The sequence below is a fragment of the Salibaculum griseiflavum genome (genome assembly GCF_003129565.1).
GTDB classification, from domain to species: domain Bacteria; phylum Pseudomonadota; class Alphaproteobacteria; order Rhodobacterales; family Rhodobacteraceae; genus Salibaculum; species Salibaculum griseiflavum.
The window spans coordinates 223,048-239,361 of sequence record NZ_QETF01000003.1; the positions used below are offsets into that span (position 1 = coordinate 223,048).

Annotated in this window: 19 protein-coding genes and 1 riboswitch; of the genes, 3 read left to right on the forward strand and 16 right to left on the reverse strand. The window is 63.3% G+C overall.

The window, feature by feature from the left end:
• Positions 1-21 precede the first annotated feature (21 nt).
• The 5 genes from DFK10_RS04525 to trmB form a co-directional block, all read right to left on the reverse strand.
• Positions 22-1,032, reverse strand: a complete 1,011-nt coding sequence (locus DFK10_RS04525; RefSeq protein ID WP_109387020.1) for a taurine ABC transporter substrate-binding protein — start codon at positions 1,030-1,032, stop codon at positions 22-24.
• Positions 1,033-1,310: 278 nt separating this feature from the next.
• Positions 1,311-1,919, reverse strand: coding sequence for a (d)CMP kinase (gene cmk, locus DFK10_RS04530; protein ID WP_109387022.1), 609 nt, complete (start codon positions 1,917-1,919; stop codon positions 1,311-1,313).
• The gene (locus DFK10_RS04535) at positions 1,916-2,395 is read right to left on the reverse strand and encodes a hypothetical protein (RefSeq protein ID WP_109387024.1); all 480 of its coding nucleotides are present in this window, start codon (positions 2,393-2,395) and stop codon (positions 1,916-1,918) included. The genes cmk and DFK10_RS04535 overlap by 4 nt, the downstream gene beginning before the upstream one ends.
• On the reverse strand, positions 2,396-3,745 hold the full coding sequence (gene aroA, locus DFK10_RS04540; protein WP_109387026.1) for a 3-phosphoshikimate 1-carboxyvinyltransferase: 1,350 nt from the start codon (positions 3,743-3,745) through the stop codon (positions 2,396-2,398).
• 141 nt (positions 3,746-3,886) lie between these two features.
• The gene (trmB, locus tag DFK10_RS04545; protein ID WP_109387028.1) at positions 3,887-4,597 is read right to left on the reverse strand and encodes a tRNA (guanine(46)-N(7))-methyltransferase TrmB; all 711 of its coding nucleotides are present in this window, start codon (positions 4,595-4,597) and stop codon (positions 3,887-3,889) included.
• A 156-nt stretch (positions 4,598-4,753) separates the two neighbouring features.
• Between trmB and DFK10_RS04550 the strand changes: the two genes are divergently transcribed.
• Positions 4,754-5,176, forward strand: coding sequence for a DoxX family protein (locus DFK10_RS04550; RefSeq protein ID WP_109387030.1), 423 nt, complete (start codon positions 4,754-4,756; stop codon positions 5,174-5,176).
• A gap of 240 nt (positions 5,177-5,416) precedes the next feature.
• On the opposite strand, the gene metK is transcribed toward DFK10_RS04550, so the two are convergent.
• The 9 genes from metK to miaB all read right to left on the reverse strand — a co-directional run bounded on the left by metK (position 5,417) and on the right by miaB (position 13,627).
• The gene (gene metK / locus DFK10_RS04555; RefSeq protein WP_109387032.1) at positions 5,417-6,598 is read right to left on the reverse strand and encodes a methionine adenosyltransferase; all 1,182 of its coding nucleotides are present in this window, start codon (positions 6,596-6,598) and stop codon (positions 5,417-5,419) included.
• 5 nt (positions 6,599-6,603) lie between these two features.
• Positions 6,604-6,652: riboswitch (SAM-SAH riboswitch) on the reverse strand.
• Between the two features lie 16 nt (positions 6,653-6,668).
• Positions 6,669-8,219 (reverse strand): apolipoprotein N-acyltransferase, encoded by a 1,551-nt coding sequence (gene lnt, locus DFK10_RS04560; RefSeq protein WP_217810057.1) that lies wholly within the window; start codon positions 8,217-8,219, stop codon positions 6,669-6,671.
• A complete protein-coding gene (locus DFK10_RS04565; protein ID WP_109387036.1) occupies positions 8,212-9,096 on the reverse strand; it encodes a hemolysin family protein in 885 nt (294 codons plus the stop codon). Before DFK10_RS04565 ends, lnt begins: the two co-directional genes overlap by 8 nt.
• Before the next feature lie 54 nt (positions 9,097-9,150).
• Complete coding sequence (gene ybeY / locus DFK10_RS04570; protein WP_109387038.1) at positions 9,151-9,633, reverse strand: rRNA maturation RNase YbeY; 483 nt, start codon at positions 9,631-9,633, stop codon at positions 9,151-9,153.
• Entirely contained in the window at positions 9,630-10,019 is a 390-nt protein-coding gene (locus tag DFK10_RS04575) for a hypothetical protein (RefSeq protein WP_109387040.1), read from the reverse strand. Before DFK10_RS04575 ends, ybeY begins: the two co-directional genes overlap by 4 nt.
• Positions 10,006-11,016, reverse strand: coding sequence for a PhoH family protein (locus tag DFK10_RS04580; protein WP_109387042.1), 1,011 nt, complete (start codon positions 11,014-11,016; stop codon positions 10,006-10,008). Before DFK10_RS04580 ends, DFK10_RS04575 begins: the two co-directional genes overlap by 14 nt.
• 143 nt (positions 11,017-11,159) lie before the next feature.
• Positions 11,160-11,456: a hypothetical protein gene (locus DFK10_RS04585; protein ID WP_146193225.1), complete on the reverse strand. Its 297-nt coding sequence runs from the start codon at positions 11,454-11,456 to the stop codon at positions 11,160-11,162.
• 30 nt (positions 11,457-11,486) lie between these two features.
• Positions 11,487-12,065 (reverse strand): OmpA family protein, encoded by a 579-nt coding sequence (locus DFK10_RS04590; protein ID WP_235866765.1) that lies wholly within the window; start codon positions 12,063-12,065, stop codon positions 11,487-11,489.
• Positions 12,066-12,313: 248 nt separating this feature from the next.
• On the reverse strand, positions 12,314-13,627 hold the full coding sequence (miaB, locus tag DFK10_RS04595) for a tRNA (N6-isopentenyl adenosine(37)-C2)-methylthiotransferase MiaB (protein ID WP_109387046.1): 1,314 nt from the start codon (positions 13,625-13,627) through the stop codon (positions 12,314-12,316).
• 118 nt (positions 13,628-13,745) lie between these two features.
• On the opposite strand from miaB, the gene DFK10_RS04600 reads away from it, so the two are divergent.
• On the forward strand, positions 13,746-14,609 hold the full coding sequence (locus tag DFK10_RS04600; protein ID WP_109387048.1) for a hypothetical protein: 864 nt from the start codon (positions 13,746-13,748) through the stop codon (positions 14,607-14,609).
• Between the two features lie 24 nt (positions 14,610-14,633).
• Here DFK10_RS04600 and DFK10_RS04605 read toward each other — a convergent pair whose 3' ends face one another.
• Both DFK10_RS04605 and irrA read right to left on the reverse strand, forming a co-directional pair.
• Positions 14,634-15,083, reverse strand: a complete 450-nt coding sequence (locus DFK10_RS04605) for a hypothetical protein (RefSeq protein ID WP_109387050.1) — start codon at positions 15,081-15,083, stop codon at positions 14,634-14,636.
• Positions 15,084-15,138: 55 nt separating this feature from the next.
• Positions 15,139-15,555 carry an iron response transcriptional regulator IrrA gene (gene irrA, locus DFK10_RS04610; RefSeq protein ID WP_109387052.1) on the reverse strand — a complete coding sequence of 139 codons (417 nt, stop codon included), beginning with the start codon at positions 15,553-15,555 and terminating at the stop codon, positions 15,139-15,141.
• A gap of 153 nt (positions 15,556-15,708) precedes the next feature.
• Between irrA and fabA the strand changes: the two genes are divergently transcribed.
• Positions 15,709-16,218 (forward strand): bifunctional 3-hydroxydecanoyl-ACP dehydratase/trans-2-decenoyl-ACP isomerase, encoded by a 510-nt coding sequence (gene fabA, locus DFK10_RS04615; RefSeq protein ID WP_109387054.1) that lies wholly within the window; start codon positions 15,709-15,711, stop codon positions 16,216-16,218.
• Positions 16,219-16,314 lie beyond the last annotated feature (96 nt).

Genomic DNA, 16,314 nt, shown 5'->3' on the forward strand with positions numbered 1-16,314 from the left:
GATCGGCGGCCCGATCGGCGATCACATCTCGGCGGCAGCCTGAAGCGGGCCGGTATTGATGTTGTCTTCGTAGGTATCGAGCGAGGCGTCGATCGAGCCGGCCTCGACAAAGACGTCCGCGACGCCCTTGAGGAAAGTCGTGGCGTTGCCGCCAAGCCATGCCTGCGACAACTGCGTGTCCACATCCGGGAAGACGAATGTGCTGAGCGTGTCGGCGGTGGCGTCCTCGTCCATACCGGCATCCTGCGCGATCACCGGCAACATCATGTCGGTGTTTTCGCCCGAGTTCCACATGGCGTTGGCCTCGGCTGTCACGCCAAGGAAAGCCGAAACGAGATCCGGGTTCTCGGCAACGAAATCGGCCGGGGCCGACGTCACGTCGAAGACCAGAATGCCAAGTTCGGTCTTTTCGTCGCCAGTCAGTAGGACATTGCCGTATTCCTTGGCCCGGCGCAGGGACCCGCCCCAGCCGCAGAACAGGTCGACCGAGCCCTGTGCGATCGCGGCAGCCCCATCCGGCGGCGCCATGTCGACGATTTCCATGGTGCTGATATCCACGCCGAAATGGTCCATCTGGCGCAGGAAGCCATAATGCGCCGCAGTGCCGAGCGGTACGGCTGCTTTCTTGCCGGCCAGATCGCCGGCATTGGAGGCGTCGATTTCAAGATCGGACCGGGCGACACAGTTGTCGTTATCCGCATAGGACACGGCAACGTCGAGCATCTGCAGGTCCTGGCCTGCGCTGGTGGCGACCACGAAAGGCGGCACACCCTGGCTGACCGCCAGTTGCACGTCGCCCGAGGCCATGGCGGCGCTCATGGCGGTCCCGGTGTCGAAGCTGACCCAGTTGATATCGACGCCCAGCGCGTCTTCATACATGCCTTCGACCTTGGCATACTGGAACGGCATCGGCCATTCGAGGAAATAGGCCACGGTGATTTCGTCCAGATGTGCCTCGGCCACGGCGGAACCGGCGCTGGCCAGAAGGGCCATACCGGCGGCGGCGCCGGCGAGTTTTGTCTTGAGCTTCATGTTATCGTTTCTCCCAGTTGCTATCGGACGCGAATTCTATGTGTCGCGTCTTCTGGTGATGGCGCACACAAACCCGCGCACCGTCACATCAAATGGTGGTCCAGAACGCCCCCGCCGATCAATGATTTTCATGCGATAATCGCGATTTGGCGGGGGCCGAGCGGACGAGTGCCGCGTAACTGCGCAAAACCCCAAAATGCCGAGGGAAAACTGTGCTGACCCAAGGGAAAGCAGTGTTGCGCCCCGGCGCTGGATATACCAAACGCGTATTTTTGGACTTACGCCCGCGCAGAGTCCACGGCAGAGATCGCACAGGCAACGGCCTGGTCTATCGTCATATCCGACGTATCGATCCGAACTGCGTCCTTCGCCGGCTTCAACGGGGCTGTGGCGCGCTCGGAATCCCGCGCATCCCGCGCCCGAACATCGGCCAGAACCCCTTCAAATTCGGCCTCGTGCCCGCTCTCTTTCAGCTCCTTGAACCGCCTCTCGGCGCGACATTCCGCACTGGCTGTCACAAAGAGCTTCACCTCGGCCTCGGGGCAGATCACCGTGCCAATATCGCGCCCGTCCAGAACCGCGCCACCGGCGCGCCGGGCAAAGGCCCTCTGGAAATCCACCAAGGCTTCGCGAACATCCGCGATCACGGCCACCCTGCTGGCCGCCTGCGCCACCGCAGGGGTCCGCAGGCCAGGGGCGTCCAGGTCCTCGGCGCGTAATGCCCGCGCGGCCGCGACCGGCTCTTCGCCCTCCAGCACGCGTTTGCCGACCGCGCGATAGAGCAGCCCCGTATCCAGGTGAGCCAGGCCGAAATGCGCGGCCACCGCACGCGACACCGTTCCTTTTCCGGCAGCGGCAGGGCCATCTATGGCGACGGTGAAACTCATGCGGTGCGCCTCCTCCATTGCACGATCAAGACAAGCACGGTCAGGTAGAGCGATGCAAATTTCGCCTTGGTCAGGGACGAGGCCGCCGCCACCGCGCCCGGCTCCAGTATATCAACGAATACCGCCCGATAGATCGCGGCGTTCTCGGCCAGGTCGATGATCGCATAGAGCACCGCCAACCCGGCGATCACGAACCGCAACGGACCATCGCGCCACCCCATCACGGCCAGCCACAGCGCCAGTGCGACGATAAAGACCCTGTCCCACATGGTCAGAAGTGCGGCGTAACTGTCGCGTGCCGGTTCAGTGAGCGCCGTGACGAAGGGGGCGATGGCAGCCGCGTCATATCCCAGCAGGCGAAAATCCGGAGGGAAATGGTCCTGAGCGCCCGGGATGATCGTGAAATACAGCATCATGCCCATGATCAGGTAGCTCACCAGGGCCAGGCCGCCGGTTATGCGCAGCGCCAGCCGCATTCAGTTCGACCGGGTAAGGCCCGCGCCCAGTCCGGTCATCAGCTCTTCGAAGATCGGAAAGGAGGTCGCGATCGGGCCACCATCATCCACACGCATGGGGCTTTGCGTCGCCAACCCCATCACCAGAAAGGACATGGCGATACGGTGGTCCAGCCGGCTTTCGACAGTTACACCGCCGGGCACATCACCATGGCCACGGCCATGAACCACCCACCAGTCTTCGCCCTCTTCGACCTCGATGCCGGCTGCGCGCAAGCCCTTGGCCATGGCGTCGATCCGATCACATTCCTTGACGCGCAGTTCCTTGACGCCACGCATCTCGGTCCGGCCCTTGGCAAAGGCCGCCACGACCGACAGCACCGGATATTCGTCGATCATGCTGGCGGCCCGCTCCGGCGGCACCGCGATGCCTTCCATCTCGGGCGAGAACCGGGCACGCAGGTCGGCCACCGGCTCGCCGCCTTCCTCGCGCATGTTCTCGAAGGTCAGGTCGGCCCCCATCTCCTGCAAGGTGTAGAAAAGGCCGGCGCGGGTCGGGTTCAACCCGATATTGGGCACCAGCACATCCGAACCTTCGACAAGCAGCGCCGCACAAACCGGAAACGCAGCCGAGGACGGGTCGCGCGGAACGATGATGGTCTGCGGCACCAGCTCCGGCTGACCGTTCAGGGTAATAACCCGACCCTCTTCGGTTTCTTCAACCGACAATTCGGCCCCGAACCCCGCCAGCATCCGCTCCGTATGATCGCGGGTCGCTTCCTTCTCGATCACCACCGTTTCACCAGGCGCGTTCAAACCGGCCAGCAGAACCGCCGACTTCACCTGTGCCGAGGGCACGGGCACTGTATAACGCACGGGCACCGGGTCCGAGGCACCCACGATGGTCATCGGCAGCCGCCCGCCGTCGCGCCCGAACGCCTGCGCCCCGAACAACGCCAGCGGGTCGGTCACCCGGCCCATCGGCCGCGCATTCAAGGAGGCATCACCGGTAAAGGTCGCGGTGATCGGGCTGGTGGCCATGGCCCCCATGATCAACCGCACGCCCGTGCCGGAATTGCCGCAATCGATCACCTGGTCCGGCTCGGCAAAGCCGCCGACCCCGACACCATGCACAGTCCATTCGCCACCGCCGTGATCCGTCACTTCGGCGCCGAAGGCCCGCATGGCCTTGCCGGTATCCAGAACGTCCTGACCTTCCAGCAAGCCGGTGATCCGGGTCTCGCCCACGCTCAGCGCCCCGAGGATCAGCGACCGGTGAGAGATCGACTTGTCGCCCGGCACATGCGCCTCGCCTGTCAGGGGTCCGCCCTTGCGGGAGGTCATCGGGATAGGGTCACCATGGCTCGACATGTCAGTCTCCGAAATTCCTGTCCGCAGCCTGATAAACCGGCCCGCCGTTAGCGTCCACACCATGTGCTTCTTTGGGTCGAAAATACCGCGGGGGAGGCCGCGCGCGCTGCGCGCGGTCGGGGGCAGCGCCCCCTGCCCCGGTTAGAGCTTGCGAAAGGTCAGGTAATGCGGCACCCGGCCCTCGCGCAGGGCCTTCTGCTCGTAGCGGGTCGACAGCCAGTCATCCCATGGCGCGCGCCAATCCTGCGGCCCCTCGGCCAACCACTCGAAGCCATGGCGCGGGACCTGTTCCAGCGTCTGCCGCACGTAGTCGGGAATGTCCGTGGCCACGCGAAACTCGGCCCCCGGCTTGACCACCCGTGCCAGCGCTTCCAGGTATTCCGGCGTCACGAAACGGCGACGGTGATGCCGCTTCTTGGGCCAAGGGTCGGGATAAAGCAGGAAGGCCTTGGAAATAGAGGCCTCGGGCAGCACGTCGAACAGGTCGCGCACATCGCCGGGATGCACGGCCAGGTTTTCCACGCCCGCCTTGCGGATCTTGCCCAGAAGCATGGCGACCCCGTTGATATAGGGCTCGCACCCGATGATGCCGATACCGGGGTTTTCGGCGGCCTGGTGCACAAGATGCTCACCACCACCGAACCCGATTTCGAGCCATACATCCTTCCCACCGAACAGCGCCTCAAGGTCCAGCGGGCTGCGGTCGGGGTTCTTATCCCAATCCACGGCGCCTGGGGACAGTTTCGCCAGATCCTCGTCAAGATAGGCCTGCTGGCTGTCTCGCAGTCCTTTGCCCTTGATCCGGCCATAGAAATTGCGCCACGGCGCCTTTGGGTGCTTCTGGTCACTCATGGGCGGCTCTTAGCCGCGTGGCGGGAAATGCGCAACGTCGGGCGGCATCAATCCCGATTGTGCATCAACGCACTTCATTTGATATTTTTTGCTGGATTGTGAGTTTGGCCGAGAAGGCCGAAACAACCGCCATATCGTTTACAAAGGAAAAGGCAGATGTCTCAGCTCACACAATTCGCCGCACCGCTCGGCCGGTTGCTCCTGTCCTTCATGTTCATCATGTCAGGACTGCAAAAGATCACCGGCTATGCCGGCACCCAGCAATACATGGAAATGATGGGCGTGCCCGGCGCCCTGTTGCCGCTTGCCATCGTGACCGAGGTCGCGGGCGGCCTGGCTTTGCTGCTGGGCTGGCAGGCCCGCATCGCCGCCTTCCTGTTGGCCGGTTTCTCGGTTGTCTCCGGCATTCTGTTCCACCTTCTTCCATCCTTCGGGATGGAGGGCATGGCCGCACAGGCCGAGATGATCGGTTTCATGAAGAACATGACCATCGCCGGCGGCATGCTGATGGTCGTGGCCTTCGGACCGGGCGCCTGGTCGCTCGACATGCGCGGCAAGACCGCGACGCTTGCCGGCTGAGTCCGATCAGCAAACCAGCAAATGGCCCCGCGTCGCGGGGCCATTTTCGTTTTACCGGTCTCTGCCGGTCAAATAGCGCAGCGGTGATCTGGCAAGCCGGCCGTGTCTGGCATTCGACGACCCGGGCCGGAAACGCTTGATGGGCCAAGAAACGCTTGGGCTGCCCCAAGGCGACGCCTGCCGCGGGGATTGTCAGCAAAACCACCAGCATCAACGATCAGAGCAAGGCCCGGCCCAGCATCAGACGGCTTTCTTCAACGCCTCGACCAGGTCGGTGTTCTCCCAGCTGAAGCCCCCATCGCTATCTGGCGCGCGGCCGAAATGGCCATAGGCTGCAGTGCGGGCATAGATCGGCTTGTTCAGATCAAGGTGGGTCCGGATTCCGCGCGGGGTCAGGTCCATCACCTGCGGGATCGCGGCCTCGATCGCGGCGGCGTCCACTTCGCCGGTGCCGTGAGTATCGACATAGATCGACAGCGGCTTGGCGATGCCGATGGCATAGCTGAGCTGGATCGTGCAGCGCTCGGCCATGCCGGCGGCCACGACATTCTTGGCCAGGTAGCGCGCGGCGTAGGCGGCCGACCGGTCCACCTTGGTCGGGTCCTTGCCCGAGAAGGCACCGCCCCCGTGGGGCGCGGCACCGCCATAGGTGTCCACGATGATCTTGCGGCCGGTCAGCCCCGCATCGCCGTCGGGTCCGCCGATCACGAAACGCCCGGTGGGGTTCACCCACCACTCGGTGCGGTCACTGAACAGGTCGGCAGGAAGGATCTCGCGGATATAGGGTTCGACGATCGCGCGGATGTCGTCGCTGGTCTGGCCCTCGTCGGAATGCTGGGTCGACAGCACGATCTGGGTCACCTCGACCGGCTTACCGTTTTCGTAGCGCAGGCTGATCTGGCTTTTCGCGTCCGGACGCAAGGTCGGCTCGGTACCATGTTTGCGCACCTCGGCCAGGCGTTTGAGGATCGCGTGGGAATAGAGGATCGGGGCCGGCATCAGCTCGGGGGTCTCGGTGCAGGCATAGCCGAACATGATGCCCTGGTCGCCGGCGCCTTCGTCCTTGTCATCCCCCGCATCGACACCTTGGGCGATATGGGCGGATTGCTCGTGCAGCAGGTTGGTGATTTCGCAGGTCTGCCAATGGAACTTGTCCTGCTCGTAGCCGATGTCGCGAATGCAATCGCGGGCGATGTCCTCGATCGCCTCCATCTTCTCGGCCAGCTTGCTCTTGTCCGCCAACCCGATCTCGCCACCGATGACGACACGGTTGGTCGTCGCAAAGGTTTCGCAGGCCACACGTGCCTCGGGTTCTTCGGCGATCAGCGCATCCAGAACGGCATCCGAGATACGGTCGCACACCTTATCCGGGTGCCCTTCGGAAACAGACTCCGAGGTGAACGTGTAGTTGTTGCGTGTCATGAAAGTGCTCCATTCATTTTGCCGCGCCACGCCAGGAAGCCGTTGTGGCCGGAATTCATGTCAACATCGCCTAGCCGCCGGTCCCGGCGGCGTCAACGCGAAACCGCCGACCGCCGATCCAGGCCAACCCGAGTGTGGCAAGCAATGCCACGATCACGGGCCAGTCACCGGTCCGGGAATAGAGGGTCGGCGGCAGCGGCACGCTGACCTGCACATCCAGAAAGCCCCCCTGCCCCAGCGCAAGGCGGTCACCGATGCGCCCGCGCCCGTCAATCACCGCCGAAATCCCCGTATTGGCCGCGCGCAGCACCGGCAGGCCCTGTTCAATGGCCCGGGCGCGTGCCTGGACAAGGTGCTGTCGCGGGCCCGGCCCGGTGCCGAACCAGGCGTCATTGGTCATGATGACCAACACATCGGGGCGCGGGCCGTCCTCGATGATCTCTTCGGGAAAGATGCCCTCGTAGCAGATCAGGATACGGGCACGGCCCAGCCCAGCCACGTCGATCGTGCCGGACCCCGTGCCGGGGGCGAAGCCCATCGCCATGTCGACGACTCCGGTCAGCCCGAGCTTGCCGAATATCCAGACAAGCGGCACGTATTCCCCGAAGGGCACGAGGTGCTGTTTGTCGTAGAGCGCGGCCACGCTCCCGTCCGTTTCAATCACGATGGCGCTGTTGTGATAGCCCGCCTGCGGGTTCCAGCGCTGGATACCGGCCAGAACCGGCGCGCCGCGCCCGGCCTCGCCCATCCTTTCCAGCCAAGGGTCAGCATTGCGCAAAAGGGTCGCCACGGAGGTTTCCGGCCAGATCACCACGTCGGGCGGGGGATCGGTAGCCGTGGCCTCGACCGCGCGCTGAAAAAAGACCGGGATCCATTCCAGATCCCATTTCAGGTGCTGGGGTGCATTCGGTTGCACCAGACGGACCGTAGGCGCGGCGGGATCGGTGGTCGGGGTCGGCATCCACAGGCTACCAACCGCCAGGGCCAGACTAGCAGCGGCCAAGCCGGGCCATAAGAGGAACCGACCCCGGCACACGCCAAAGGCCGCGAGCGCCGACACTGAGACCAGAACCGCGCTTGCGCCATGCGGACCGATCAGCGCGAAAAGATAGTCCACCGGCGCCCCGATCATGGAATAGGACAGCAACGCCCAAGGGAAGCCGCTGAGGACATGCGCGCGGGCAAATTCGGCGAGCAGAAGCGCCGCCCCGATCATGGTGAAACGGGGCCCCGGCGCCCGCGCGCCCCGCGTTCCGGCCCAGAACGCCGCCGCCCAGAACAGAGCCAGGCCGCCGGACATGCCAAGGATGGCAAACGGCGACATCCAGCCGTGCCGCCACGGTTCGACGAAAAAGGGTTCGACGATCCAGCGCAGGGTGATCCCGAAATAGGCGACACCGATAGTCCAGCCGAACCAGGCGGCCTGTTTCGGGTTCAGATGCTGACTGGCGCCCAATGCCAGGACCAGACCGGCCACGACCCACAGCAAGCGCGCCGCCGCATCGCCCATCTGCCCCAGCGACAGGATCGCCCCGATGCCAAGTGCCAAAGCGACCCGGCGCCAGCGCCCCCAGCCGGGGATCGCGGCCCAGAACGCCGACAAGCGCGCGTTTTCAGCCACCCTCGCGCCCGCGCAGCCGCACGCGCAACCGCTTGATGCGGCGCGGATCGGCCTCGACCACTTCGAATTCAGGTCCATCTGGATGAGGGATCACCTCGCCACGAGCCGGCACATGACCGGCCAGCATGAACACCAGACCGCCCAGCGTGTCGACCTCGTCCTCATCGATTTCTTCGTGCTCGGTCAGGACGCGGCCGATCTCGGCCTCGAACTCTTCCAGCGGCGCGCGGGCCTCGGCCATGTAGACACCGGGCTGCTCCAGCTTCCAAGGGACGGCCTCGGCGGTGTCGTGCTCATCCTCGATCTCGCCGACGACCTGTTCCAGCAAGTCCTCGATGGTCAGCAAACCATCGGTGCCGCCGTATTCGTCGATCACCAGCGCCATGTGGATTCGGTCGGACTGCATCTTCTGCAAAAGCACGCCCAGCGGCATCGAGGGCGGCACGTAAAGGAGCGACCGCAACAAGCCACGCAGGTCGAAATGATCGCTGTCGCAGTCGAAACCGTAGGTCAGCGCCACGTCCTTGAGATTGGCAAAGCCGACCGGCGTGTCCAGCGTGCCGTCAAAGACCGGCAGCCGGGTATAGCCACTGTCCCGGAACACCTTGACCAGGTCCTCCTTCGAGATGTCGACCGGGACCGCGACGATCTCGGCCTTGGGGATCATGACATCCTCGACCCGCATCCGCCGCAGGTTCGCAAGACCCGGACGCGGGGCGGCGACCGGTTGCCCGTAGGCACCGGAGGCGTCGGTTTGGGATGTGTCGGAGGGGCTGAGCGCCTCGACGATGCGGCCGAAAAAGCCGCGTTGATTATGGGTCGGTGATCCATGCGCGCTATGCGCCGCGCTAGAAGACCCGTCGGTGGTGTCGCCCATTTTCTCCTACCAGTCGCGGCCCTTGGAAAAAACGCCGGGCCAAAGAGGCGTATCTCATGAATATGGGTCAGGCAGACCCAGTTTGCCAAGTATCTCGACCTCCAAAGCTTCCATGAGGGTGGCATCCCCGTCACGCTCATGGTCATAGCCCAGCAAATGCAGGGTTGCATGAACGATCAAATGCGTCACATGCGCGTCGAATGACTTGCCCTGCGCCACGGCTTCGCGCTGGCAGGTCTCATAGGCGATGGCGATATCGCCGAGTTCCGGATCATCGGGCGGTTCCGGACAGGTGCCTTCCTCGTCCGCCCCGCGCTCCTCGTTGGGCCAGCTCAGCACATTGGTTGCCTGTGGCTTGGCCCTGAAATCGCCGTTGAGCTCGGCAATCCGGGCATCGTCGCAAGCCAGGATCGCTACCGACCACTCCCCCCCTCGAAGGCCCAGATGGGACAACGTGGCCGTAACGGCACGTTCGGCCAGCGCGGCAAGCGGCACCGCCTCCCATGGCGGCGCCTCGATCATCACATCCGCGATCATGACCGCTGACCCATGCCCCGCGCTGCGATCCAGCCCAGAACGGCGCCCGGAATAAACAGGAACCCTTGCGGCAAAGCCAAGAATCCGGCCCCGGTCAGTGGTGCGGCGGCCAGCCCGGCGATCGCCAGCACTGCAGAGATGGCGGCCGCAACGATCATGGCGTCGCGCGCCCCTTTCACAGCCGCCCAAGCGAACAAAAGCGCCAGAAATAAGAGAAGCCCGGTAACCATGTGCCAGACCATCCAGGCCGGGGCCATGACCGACATCGGCAGATCAGAGGCGCGCAACGGCCCGGCCACCTCTGCCCCGCCGACGAATGTGTGCACAAGAAACCACGTGAATGTCAGCGCGGCCGCGATCCAGCCCAGTTGTCTAGCGCGCTTCATCGGCGTCATAAGCCTCGATGATCGCCGCAACAAGCGGGTGGCGCACCACGTCCTTTGCAGTGAAGTAGTCAAACGAGATCTTGTCGATACTCTTGAGCAAACGTTCCGCGTCCTGCAGCCCCGATTGCTGCCCGCGCGGCAGGTCCACCTGGGACCGGTCGCCGGTGATCACCATGCGGCTGCCCTCGCCCAGGCGGGTCAGGAACATCTTCATCTGCATGGTGGTGGCGTTCTGGGCCTCGTCCAGCACGACGAAAGCGTTGGACAGGGTGCGCCCGCGCATGAAGGCCAAGGGCGCGATCTCGATCTTCTTTTCCTCGATAAGCTTGGTAACCTGCTTGCCCGGAAGGAAATCGTTCAACGCGTCGTAGAGCGGCTGCATGTAAGGATCGACCTTTTCCTTCATGTCGCCGGGCAGATAGCCGAGCTTCTCGCCTGCCTCGACCGCCGGGCGGGACAGGATGATCCGATCCACATGGCCGCCGATGAACATGTTCACACCCACGGCCACGGCCAGGTAGGTCTTGCCGGTGCCGGCCGGACCGATCCCGAAGGCCAGTTCGTTCTCGAACAGCGACCGGACATAGGCCTTTTGCGCAGCGGTGCGGGGTTCGATGATCTTCTTGCGGGTCTTGATCTCGACCCGGGCGTCGGGCAGCAGGTCCAGCTGGTCGCCTGCACGGGCGCCGGTTTCGCGGTCCGATCCGCCCATGCGGACCTCGCGGTCGATATCTGCGGCCTCGACGGACTTGCCGGCCTCCAGACGCTCGTAAAGCGCCGTCAAAATCTCTGCCGCCTCGCGCCGCGCGGCATCCTCGCCATGAATCTTCAGCTGATTTCCCCGGCGCAGGATCTGCACGCCGGTCTTGAGCTCGATATCTGCCAGGTGCCTGTCATGCTCGCCGCACAGGTCGATCAGCAGAAAATTATCAGGAAATTCCAGAATCTCTGGCGCTTCCGCGACAGTCTCGGACGGGGGCAGCGTGGTTGTGGCCAAACAAGACTCCTGGCTGGTGTTTCATCAATGGTGGCAACTGGCGACGCCCAGCGCAAGGGACCTTGCTGCAATGTCACCGAATTGAAACGAAAAAGGGGCCGCAAACTGCATTGCGGCCCCGGTCGTGCTCGATTTTCCGCCAGTCACGGAAGAATGTCGATCAGTCCCGTTCTCTGAGGGTTGGAAATGACCGCGCCGGGCGGGATGCGATCAGTGCAGATGGGCTTGCCCGTCACCGGGTCATAGCGGGCGTTCGCATAGCCTTCGGCCCCGTCGTCGCCGAACCAGTGCATGCAGCCGTCAGGATCAATGGCGATGGCCATCGGGCGGTCGGACAACAGGTCGGTGTTGTTGACGGCACTGTCCGTCGCGCGGGCCAGCATACGGGGGCCGTCCGCAGTTGTCTGACCCATTTCGCAGGCTGCGAGAACGGGCGTCATAGCAAGAAGGAAAAAGGAAATACGCATGACTTACCTCGCCATATGATAGCAGACGACCTCGACCCGGCGGTTCTGTTGCCAGGCGGTCTCGTTGTGGCCGGTCGCAATCGGGCGCGTCTCACCGAAGCCCTCCTCGACCTCGACAAAGGCCCCGACAGACCGGGCGACGCTCGCAACCGTGTTGGCTCGACGTTCCGAGAGCGCCTGGTTGTAGGCATGCGAGGCGCGTTCATCGGTATGGCCGTATACGGCATAGGAAAACGCCCCTTCGGAGCGGAAGAAGCGTTCCAGAACCTCGCGCTGACCGGGCTTCAGGTGGTGGCTGTCGGTGTGGAACAGCGTGTCGGTGGATTCCGTGAGGCAGCTTTCCTTCTGAAGGCAGAGCGGCCGGCCAGTTTCGGGGTTGAACCGCGTCGTCATGTAGCCTTCGAGGCCGCCATCGGCCCACCAATGCATGCAGCCGTCCCGATCGACGAAAATGCCCCACTCGACCATGCCCGATACGACGATCCTGTCCTGAGATTGCTGGGCGGCGACCGGCGCCACCAGCGCCGAAGATGCCGCGAAGGCCGCGGTCAGACCCGCTGCTAGGACTTTTCCGAATTTCATTCTGAACATTACCAAACCTCTATCCCCCAGATCTCTCCCAACCCACAGGGCCGGAGCCGGCACGCATGGTGGCCGTCGACACACAATCTTCTAAATGAAAACCAATTCTGGTCAAATTTAAACGCAAAAACGCCACATTTCGTGTCCGATAGCGCGACAGAGTTGGAAATCAGGCCGAATTGTCCATTACGCCGCGCGCATTGACCAAGATTCCTCAACCAAGGATTGCGCGCTCTTTCCGCGGCTGGTCAGGCAAGACTGCCGCCCAGCGAATTCGGCGCGCTTTGCTCGATCAGAACCTTGCGGATATCGCCGGGTGCGACATCGGCGCCCGACACGTGAACCGCGTGCAGGTATTCCGACTTTCCGACCATCTGACCGTCAAGCCGACCCGGCTTTTCGAACAGCACCGACACCTCGCGCCCCACCATGGCATCCTGCAAGGTCCGCTGCTGGGTGTTGATCTGGTCCTGAAGGCGTTGAAGCCGCTCGCTTGCGACATCCGGATCGACCATCTTTGCGGTCTTCTCGGCAGCCGGCGTGCCCGGACGCGGCGAATACTTGAAGGAAAACGCGGTGCCATAGCCCGCCTCGCGGGTGATGGTCAGGGTATCCTCGAAATCCGCATCGGTCTCGCCGGGAAAGCCGACGATGAAATCCCCTGACAGGTGCAGGTCGGGCCGCGCCGCGCGGATCCGCTCTATGAGGCGCAGGTAGTCTTCGGCGGTATGCTTGCGGTTCATCGCCTTCAGAATCCGGTCCGACCCGGACTGCACGGGCAGATGCAGGTAGGGCATCAGTTTTTCGCAGGTGCCATGTGCCTCGATCAGCGCGTCGTCCATGTCATTGGGATGGCTGGTGGTGAAACGGATTCGGGCCAGCCCGTCGATCTGGTCCAGTTCCCAGATCAGGCCCGCCAGCCCCCTGTCATGGCCGTTATAGGCATTCACGTTCTGGCCCAGCAGCGTGATCTCGCGGACACCGGCTTCGACCAGCTCCTGCGCTTCGCGGATGATGCGGTCCGCCGGGCGGCTGACCTCGGCGCCGCGCGTATAAGGCACCACGCAGAAGGAACAGAACTTGTCACAGCCCTCTTGCACCGTGAGAAAGGCCGTCGGGCCGCGCCCGGACTTTGGGCGTCTCTTGAGGATTTCGAATTTGTCTTCCTCGGGAAAATCGGTGTCGAGCGCCTTTTGCCCTTGGGCCAGCGCATCTTCCATTGCCGGAAGCCGATGATAGCTTTGCGGGCCGACCACCAGGTCGACCATGGGCTGGCGGCGCATGATCTCCTCACCCTCGGCCTGGGCCACGCAGCCGGCGACACCGATCTTGAGGTCGGGGTTCTCCGCCTTCAGCCCCTTGTAACGACCCAGCTCGGAATAGACCTTTTCCGCCGCCTTCTCGCGGATGTGGCAGGTGTTGAGCAGGATCATGTCCGCGTCATCAGGGCTTTGGGTCTCGACATAGCCCTTGCCGCCCAACGCCTCTAACATGCGTTCGCTGTCATAGACGTTCATCTGGCAGCCATAGGTCTTGATAAAGAGCTTCTTGGGCGCGGACATGGGGCACCTATCGCGAATGGGGGCAGCTTTGGCGGGCCTCTTAGCGTGCATCCGGAGCGCTTGCAATGAAAGGCGATTTGCCGGAGTTTAACCCCGATCGGGCAAGACCACGGGCAAGATGCACTATTCCTCGCTTTCAGATTTCCTGTCACAGGGCAAGGCGGCGCTGGCCAAGGGGCCGGTCGCGTTGATCATGGCCGAGGATGAGGTCGAGCTGGACAGCACGATCCGTCACCATATCGACAGCGGCTTCAAGGCCGTCGTCGTCTTTGCCATGCCGGGGTTCACTCTGGCCGGGGATGTGGCCGACCTTGTGCACCGTGTGGATTATCAAACGACCGGTGACGGCGCGCTGGAAACTGCGGTGAACGCGGTAATCGGGGCGGCTGGGCCGATCTGGCTGTTCTACTGTTACAACGCGGAATACCTGTTCTACCCGTTCTGCGAAAGCCGCACGGTGGGCGAGATGATCGCCTTCAACATCGAAGAACGACGCGACACGATCCTGACCTACGTGATCGACCTTTACGCCGGGGATCTCGGCCAGCACCCGCTCGCGGTGGCGTTGGAAGACGCCCATCTGGACAAATCCGGTTACTATGCCTTGTCCCGCAAGGACCGTTGGAACAACGTTCTCGACCGGCAGATGGATTTCTTCGGTGGACTGCGCTGGCGGTTCGAGGAACACGTGCCCAAGCCCCGCCGGCGAATCGATAGGGTGTCGCTATTCCGGAACAAACCAGGGCTGGAACTGCTGCCCGGCCATCTTTTCAACGACCCTGAATACAACACCTATTCCTGCCCCTGGCATCACAACCTGACCGCGGCGGTCTGTTCCTTCCGCACGGCGAAGGCGCTCAAGCGGAATCCCGGCAGCACATTCGAAATCGAAACCTTCCGCTGGCACAATTCCGCCCCGTTCGAGTGGCATTCCCAGCAATTGCTGGACCTCGGGCTGATGGAACCGGGGCAGTGGTTCTGACCCAGCCGTCTTTCCGGTGACGCCTCAGGCGACCACCAGATCGCGCCGATTTGCACCGCGGTGGTGCAGCGAGGAATAGGGCCAATCCGCCGCATCGCGCACCAGACCGGCCCGGACCGGAGCCGCGAGGATGAACCGGCGCCGCGCCTCGATCGCTGGCCCATGAACCCGCGAAACTGGGCTTTCCGTATCCCAGGCCGGCCGCCCATCGGCCGCATGGCGGGTAAAACTGTCGCGGATCAGACGCAGGGCAGCCCCGGGCTCCTCCCCCGGCATCATTCGGCACAGAAAATGCATTTCCGCCGGCAGCACGGTGGCGGTGTCAATCTCGATGCCCGTATGCAACCGGGCCAGCGCCACGCAGTCGCGGAGGACCGGAATTCGGCGTATCAGGAGGTCGGAAGACGCATCGGCCAGGCGCAAGGTCACGGCGAAATACGCGAAGAAGCGGGAAGGGGCAGGCAAATCTGTCATGCGGACAGCTTTGCCCCGACAAGGTTAACGACCCATGAACGCCGACAGATGCGGATCAGCTCTTGCGCAACCGGATCACCACGTCGACCGAGGCGATCTCGGCCCCGTCGGGCGCATGGGGCAGGCTGGCGATGCTCAGCTCGTCGGATGGCGCATCGGAAAGATGGCCATCCTCTTCCCAGTAGAAATGCGGATGGTCGGACATGTTGGTGTCGAAATAGCTTTTGGACCCGTCCACTGTGATCTCGCGCAGCAGCCCCGCATCGCAAAACGCCTTGAGCGTATTGTAGACCGTGGCCAGTGAGACCTTTTCACCCGCCCGGTCGGCAGCGGCGAACAGGCTTTCAGCGGTTACATGCCGGTCCTTGCCATCCCCCACCAGAAGCTCGGCAAGCGCAAGCCGTTGGCGCGTCGGACGTAGCCCTGCCCCCGCCAGCCAGTTACTGCTTCGCTCGGTTGTCATGTCAGCCATCAAAAGACCCGCCTTTGTTTCATTGGACAATATGGCCGATTGCGAACAGTTTTCAATACCAAAGCCACGCAGCGAAGCGCTCTGCCCAGCTTGCCCTTGCGCGTATCGGGGTGCTAGAGGGCAGGAAACCACTCAGACGGGGATTACACCGATATGACAGACTTTCCGCGCAGCTTCGACCGTGACGACCTTTTGAAATGCGCGCGCGGCGAGTTGTTCGGGCCGGGCAATGCCCAACTGCCCGAGCCGCCGATGCTGATGATGGACCGGATCACCGATATCAGCGGCGACGGAGGGCTTCACGGCAAGGGTCACGTGGTCGCTGAGTTCGATATCACGCCGGACCTGTGGTTCTTCGAATGCCATTTCCCCGGAAACCCGATCATGCCGGGCTGCCTTGGTCTTGATGGCCTCTGGCAGCTCACCGGCTTCAACCTTGGCTGGCGCGGATGGCAGGGGCGCGGCTATGCGCTGGGCGTCGGCGAAGTAAAGCTCAAGGGCATGGTGCGACCCGACCGCAAGATGCTGACCTACAAGGTGGATTTCACCAAGGCAGTCCAAACCCGCCGCCTGACCATGGGCGTCGCCGACGGCATCGTCGAGGCGGATGGCGAGGTGATCTACGAGGTCAAGGACATGAAAGTCGCGCTGAGCGAGAGCTGATCTGCGCGACCGGTGACACAGCGTCCCGTGGACGCGCCCCGCCCTAACCGCTTGCCCCCATCCCCTTGCATACCCTACACGGGAAAGCGGACAAGA